The organism is Streptomyces sp. SID3343 (assembly GCF_009865215.1).
GTDB lineage: Bacteria > Actinomycetota > Actinomycetes > Streptomycetales > Streptomycetaceae > Embleya.
Map to the genome: position 1 here is coordinate 1 of NZ_WWJX01000965.1, position 4,438 is coordinate 4,438.

A 4,438-nucleotide genomic window follows, 5' to 3' on the forward strand; every position below is an offset into this window, starting at 1 on the left:
GCCCCGCATCCTCGGCCAGGTGCGCGCGGATCCGCAACGCCAGAGCATCCGTGCTCACCGGATCCGTCACCGCCCGCCCCCGCTCGTCCAGCAGCCCGAACACCCGTGGCCCGCGCAGGCTTTCGGCCAGGTCGACCGGCCGCGGCACGATGTGGAAGTGCACGTGCGCGAAGCCCTCGGCCTCGGCGAACTGCGCGACGTAGGTCTTGGCGCAGCCCGTGGTCGCCCGCAACGCCCGGGACAGCCGGACCTGCCACCGTCCGAGCGCCGCGGCCTCGTCGTCGGTGAGGTCGTGCAGCGCGGTGACGTGGCGACGCGGGACCAGCACCAACCAGCCGGGGAGCGACGTCGTGAAGCTGTGCGCGACCCGCCAATACGTGTCGGCCGCGATCCGCTCACGCGGCGGCAGTTCCGCGAACTCGGCTTCCTGGGCGCATGTATGGCAGTCCTGGACGGTCATGCATGAGAGCGTATGCGGTCCCCCTCACCCACCGGAGAGTTCCGTCGCCAGCGGCAGCGTGACCGTGACGGTCAACCCCTCCCCGGGCGCGGAGACCACCCGAACCGTGCCGTCGTGGGCGTCGACCGCCGCGCGCACGATCGCCATGCCCAGGCCGCTGCCCGCAGCGCCCGGGGCGGTCGTGGCGGTCGTGGTGGCCGCGGCGGCCCGGAAGAAGCGGTCGAAGATGCGGCCGGTGTCCTGCGGGCGCATGCCGGGCCCCGCGTCGGCGACCCGGAACACCGCGTACCCGCCTGCACGTCGTATCGAGATGTGCGTGCAAGCGGTGGCCGGCGTGTGAACCCGGACGTTGGTCGTCAGGTTGCCCACGATTCGGCGCAGCGTCGGCTCGTCCGCGAGTACCAGACACGTGTCCGGCGACGTCACGTGCACGGGCCGCTGCGGCTGTTGGGCGCGCAGGTCGGCGGTCGCCTCGCGGGCCACCCGGGCGAGGTCGACCGGAAGCGGGCGCAGCAGCGGGCGTTGGTCCAGGCGCGCCAGCGCCAGGAGTTCGTCGACCAGGCGGGTCATCCGCTCCGCTTCGGCGCCCATTCGGGACAACGCGCGGGAGCGTTCGCTCTCGTCGACCAGCATGCCCCGCTCGTACAACTGGAGGTAGCCGCGGATCGCCGCGAGCGGGGTGCGCAACTCGTGCGAGGCGTCGGCGGCGAAGCCGCGCAGATGCGCGGCCGCGTGCTCGCGCGCCACGAACGCGTCCTCGACCTGTTCGAGCATCGCGTTGAGCGCGACCCGCAATTGCTCCACCTCACGCCCTGGCCGGCCGCGGGACGCCATCCGCCGCGACAGATTCGGTCGACCCGGTCCCCCCTCGGCGATCGCCGACGCGGTCTCGACCATGTCCTCCAGCGGCCGGAGCCGCCACCGCGCGCCGAAGAAGATGAAGGTGCCGAGCAATACGATCAGGCTCGCCCCGGCGGCGAGTTCGAGCCGAACGACGTGGCGCACCGTATCGCCGACCGGTTGCGTGGTGGTGGCGGTCAGCAGTACCTCCCCACCGCCCAGTCGCATCGCCGTCACCCGATACGCGTGGCCGAGCACCGTCACGCCTCGAGGCGCGTCGGCCGCGGCGAGGCCGGCCGGATCGCGGACAGCGGCGACGAGGCCCACTTGCACGCGGTTGGGGACCACGCCCGCCAAGACCTGTGCCGTGCCGTCGACGCCGATCACCGCGCACAGGGTCGGCCGATCGGCCACCGGGGCGCCGGTGTCGAGGAGCGCGGCGAAGCCGTTCTGGCCGGCGATTTCGCGGCCGGTGAGCCCCGTGAGCCGGCTGCGTTCGAACTCCTCTCGTGAGGCCATGAGTTCGTTGTCGATGCCGGTGATCAGCTAGTGCCGGATGCCCATCACGCTGACCGCGATCAGGATGGCCAGGCCGACGGTCAAGGTGGCGATACTGCCTACCGTGAGCTTGGCGCGCAGGGAGGGGTTGCGGCCGGCTGTGCGCTTTCTCACGGCCCCTCGACCGGGTTGTGGGACTCCGTCGCGGCGCCACCCGAGCGCGCGGGGGAGCGCAGGCCGTAGCCGACGCCGCGCCGGGTGGTGATGAGCGGTGGGCCCAACGGGTCGAGCTTGCGGCGCAGATAGCTGATGTACGTCTCCACCACCGTGGATTCCGCGGCGTGTTCGTAGTGCCACACGTGCCGGAGCAACTGCTCCTTGGGCACGATGCGGTCGGCGTGCCGGACGAGGTGGCGCAGCAACGCGAATTCGGTCGGGGTCAGTTCGGCGCTGCCGCCCGGGCGACGCGCGGTGTAGGTGGCCTCGTCGAGTTCGAGGTCGCCGTGCCGCAGCGCGGCCGCTCTGGGCAGGGGCTCGGCGGCCGGGTTCGCCGGACGCGCGCGGCGCAGTACGGCGCGGATGCGGGCGACCACCTCGTCGATGTTGAACGGTTTGGTGACGTAGTCGTCACCGCCGAGTGCGAGGCCGCCGACGATTTCCGCCGGCGCGTCGCGCGCGGTGAGGAACACCACGGCCAGTTCCGGGCGTTCGGCGCGCAGCACCCGGCACACCTGACGGCCGTCGCCGTCGGGCAGCGAGATGTCGAGGAGGAGCACGTCGGGACGGGCCTTGCGGGCAAGGTCGATCGCGGCGTGCACGCCGGCTGCGGTCAGTACCGCGAAGCCGTGGAAGCGCAGCGTGATGGCGAGTACGTCCGCGATGCTCGCCTCGTCCTCGACGACCAGGACGGTGGGGCCGTCGGCGCGGCCGTGGTGCGTACTCATCCACCGAGTATCGCGGGCCGCTTGCGGTTTTCCGGGGTGTTGTCTGTGAGCTTCTTGAGAGTCCGGGGTCGGGACGCCGGCCGCCGCGGGCACGCGCCGATGCTGGATGCGTGGGCCGCGACCACCGGCCCGCCCCCGTGGGGGCCACCCGACAACGTACGGAGCGAGATGTCCACGCTGCCCAGGTCACTGACCACCGAGAAGGCCTTCGTCGCCTATCTGACCGAATTTCCCCGGGAGATGGGATTCGAGGACGAGGACCCGCAGGTGATCATGGACCGCTACTACACCCCCGACTTCGAGCAGTACACCGACGGCCTGTGCCTGGACCGGGCGAAGCTCGCGGCCCACGTGGTACCGGTGCGCAAGCGGGTCGAGACCGCCCATGTGGCGGTGCACGACGCGATGGTGGCGGGTGACCGGGTGTCCGCGCGGTTCACCATGCACGCGCTCACCAAGAAGGGGAAGATCCTCGACACCGAGGTGTACATGTTCGGCCGGCTCGCCGCGGACGGGCGGCTGTGCCGGATCGACCAGATCACCAGGATCCCCGATGCCGGCTAGCGCCGGCGAGGGCGGGGCCATGGCGGCGGTGACGCGATGGGTGCTCGGCCACCGGTGGTGGGTGGTGGGGGTGTGGGTGGTGCTCGCGGTGGCGGGCGCCGCGACGGCCGGCACGACGATCGATCGGCTCGCGCAGGGCACCCGGTTGCCGGATCGGCCGTCCCAGCGGGCCGACGACCTGATCACCGAACGGTTCGGCCACACCGATGGGGTCAACGCGCCGCTCCTGGTCGAGGTGACCGTGCCGCTCGGGCGGCGGGCCGACACCGACGAGGTACGGACGGCCTTTCGCGATGTGGTCGCGCGAGTGACTCCGGCCGGCGGGCGCAGCACATCCGGCGATCCGGCGCTGCTGTCCGCGGACGGCCGGACCGCGGTGGCGCTGGTGTACCCGCCCGGCGGGGAGGGCCCAAACCCGTACGGTGACACGCTGGTTCGGGTGCGCGAGGCGTTGGCCGGCGCCGAGGTCGCGGGGGCGCCGGTGCGGGTGACGGGCCGGCCGCTGCTGACCGGGCGCGACAACGGGGCGCAGCGCAGTCCGATCGCCGAGACGCTGTTCGGGGCGTTGGGCGCGCTCGTGGTTTTGGGGCTGGTGTTCGCCAGTGGGCTGGCCCTGGTGCCGTTGTTGATCGCGGCGGTGGCGATCCCGACCACGTTCTTGCTGGTCGGCGGGTTGACCCGGATCGCGGACGTGTCGTTCGTGGTGCAGTTCCTGATCGCGCTGATCGGCCTGGGGGTGGCCATCGACTACGCGCTGCTCGTGGTGACCCGATGGCGGGAGGAGAGCGAGGGCAGCGATCCGCACGACCCGGCCGCGCGGGTGCGGGCGATCGAGCGGGCGATGGGTACCGCCGGGCACGCGGTCCTGCTCAGCGGTGCGACCGTGGCGGTGTCGCTCGGCGCGCTGGTGGTGCCGTCGGTGCCGTTCCTGCGCAGCGTCGGCTTCGCGGGCCTGCTGATTCCGTTGGTGAGCGTCGCGGTCACGCTGACGCTGCTGCCGGTGGTGCTGTACTCGTGGGGCCGGCGGCTCGATGTGCCGCGGCGGGCCTACCGGGTGGACAGTCGGCTGTGGACCCGGGTGGCTCGGGCGACGACGCGGCGCCCCGTGCTCGCCGCCGTGCTCAGCGGCGCG

6 protein-coding genes are annotated in these 4,438 nt (G+C 72.5%); 2 read left to right on the forward strand and 4 right to left on the reverse strand.

Features of this window, described 5'->3' with window-relative positions:
- The 4 genes from GT354_RS30320 to GT354_RS30330 all read right to left on the reverse strand — a co-directional run.
- Positions 1 to 460 (reverse strand): HIT family protein (locus GT354_RS30320; protein ID WP_161359572.1); only part of this gene is annotated, 460 nt, incomplete at its 3' end.
- 24 nt (positions 461 to 484) lie between these two features.
- Positions 485 to 1,819, reverse strand: coding sequence for a HAMP domain-containing sensor histidine kinase (locus tag GT354_RS30325; RefSeq protein WP_346012245.1), 1,335 nt, complete (start codon positions 1,817 to 1,819; stop codon positions 485 to 487).
- 27 nt (positions 1,820 to 1,846) lie between these two features.
- Positions 1,847 to 1,972 carry a hypothetical protein gene (locus tag GT354_RS56705; protein ID WP_346012246.1) on the reverse strand — a complete coding sequence of 42 codons (126 nt, stop codon included), beginning with the start codon at positions 1,970 to 1,972 and terminating at the stop codon, positions 1,847 to 1,849.
- Positions 1,969 to 2,742: a response regulator transcription factor gene (locus GT354_RS30330; protein WP_161359573.1), complete on the reverse strand. Its 774-nt coding sequence runs from the start codon at positions 2,740 to 2,742 to the stop codon at positions 1,969 to 1,971. The genes GT354_RS56705 and GT354_RS30330 overlap by 4 nt, the downstream gene beginning before the upstream one ends.
- A 45-nt stretch (positions 2,743 to 2,787) precedes the next feature.
- Here GT354_RS30330 and GT354_RS30335 point away from each other — a divergent pair, with 45 nt between their 5' ends.
- Together GT354_RS30335 and GT354_RS30340 are read left to right on the forward strand one after the other, a co-directional pair.
- Positions 2,788 to 3,306 carry a nuclear transport factor 2 family protein gene (locus GT354_RS30335; protein WP_202512489.1) on the forward strand — a complete coding sequence of 173 codons (519 nt, stop codon included), beginning with the start codon at positions 2,788 to 2,790 and terminating at the stop codon, positions 3,304 to 3,306.
- Positions 3,296 to 4,438 (forward strand): MMPL family transporter (locus tag GT354_RS30340; protein ID WP_161359574.1); only part of this gene is annotated, 1,143 nt, incomplete at its 3' end. The genes GT354_RS30335 and GT354_RS30340, both read left to right, overlap by 11 nt.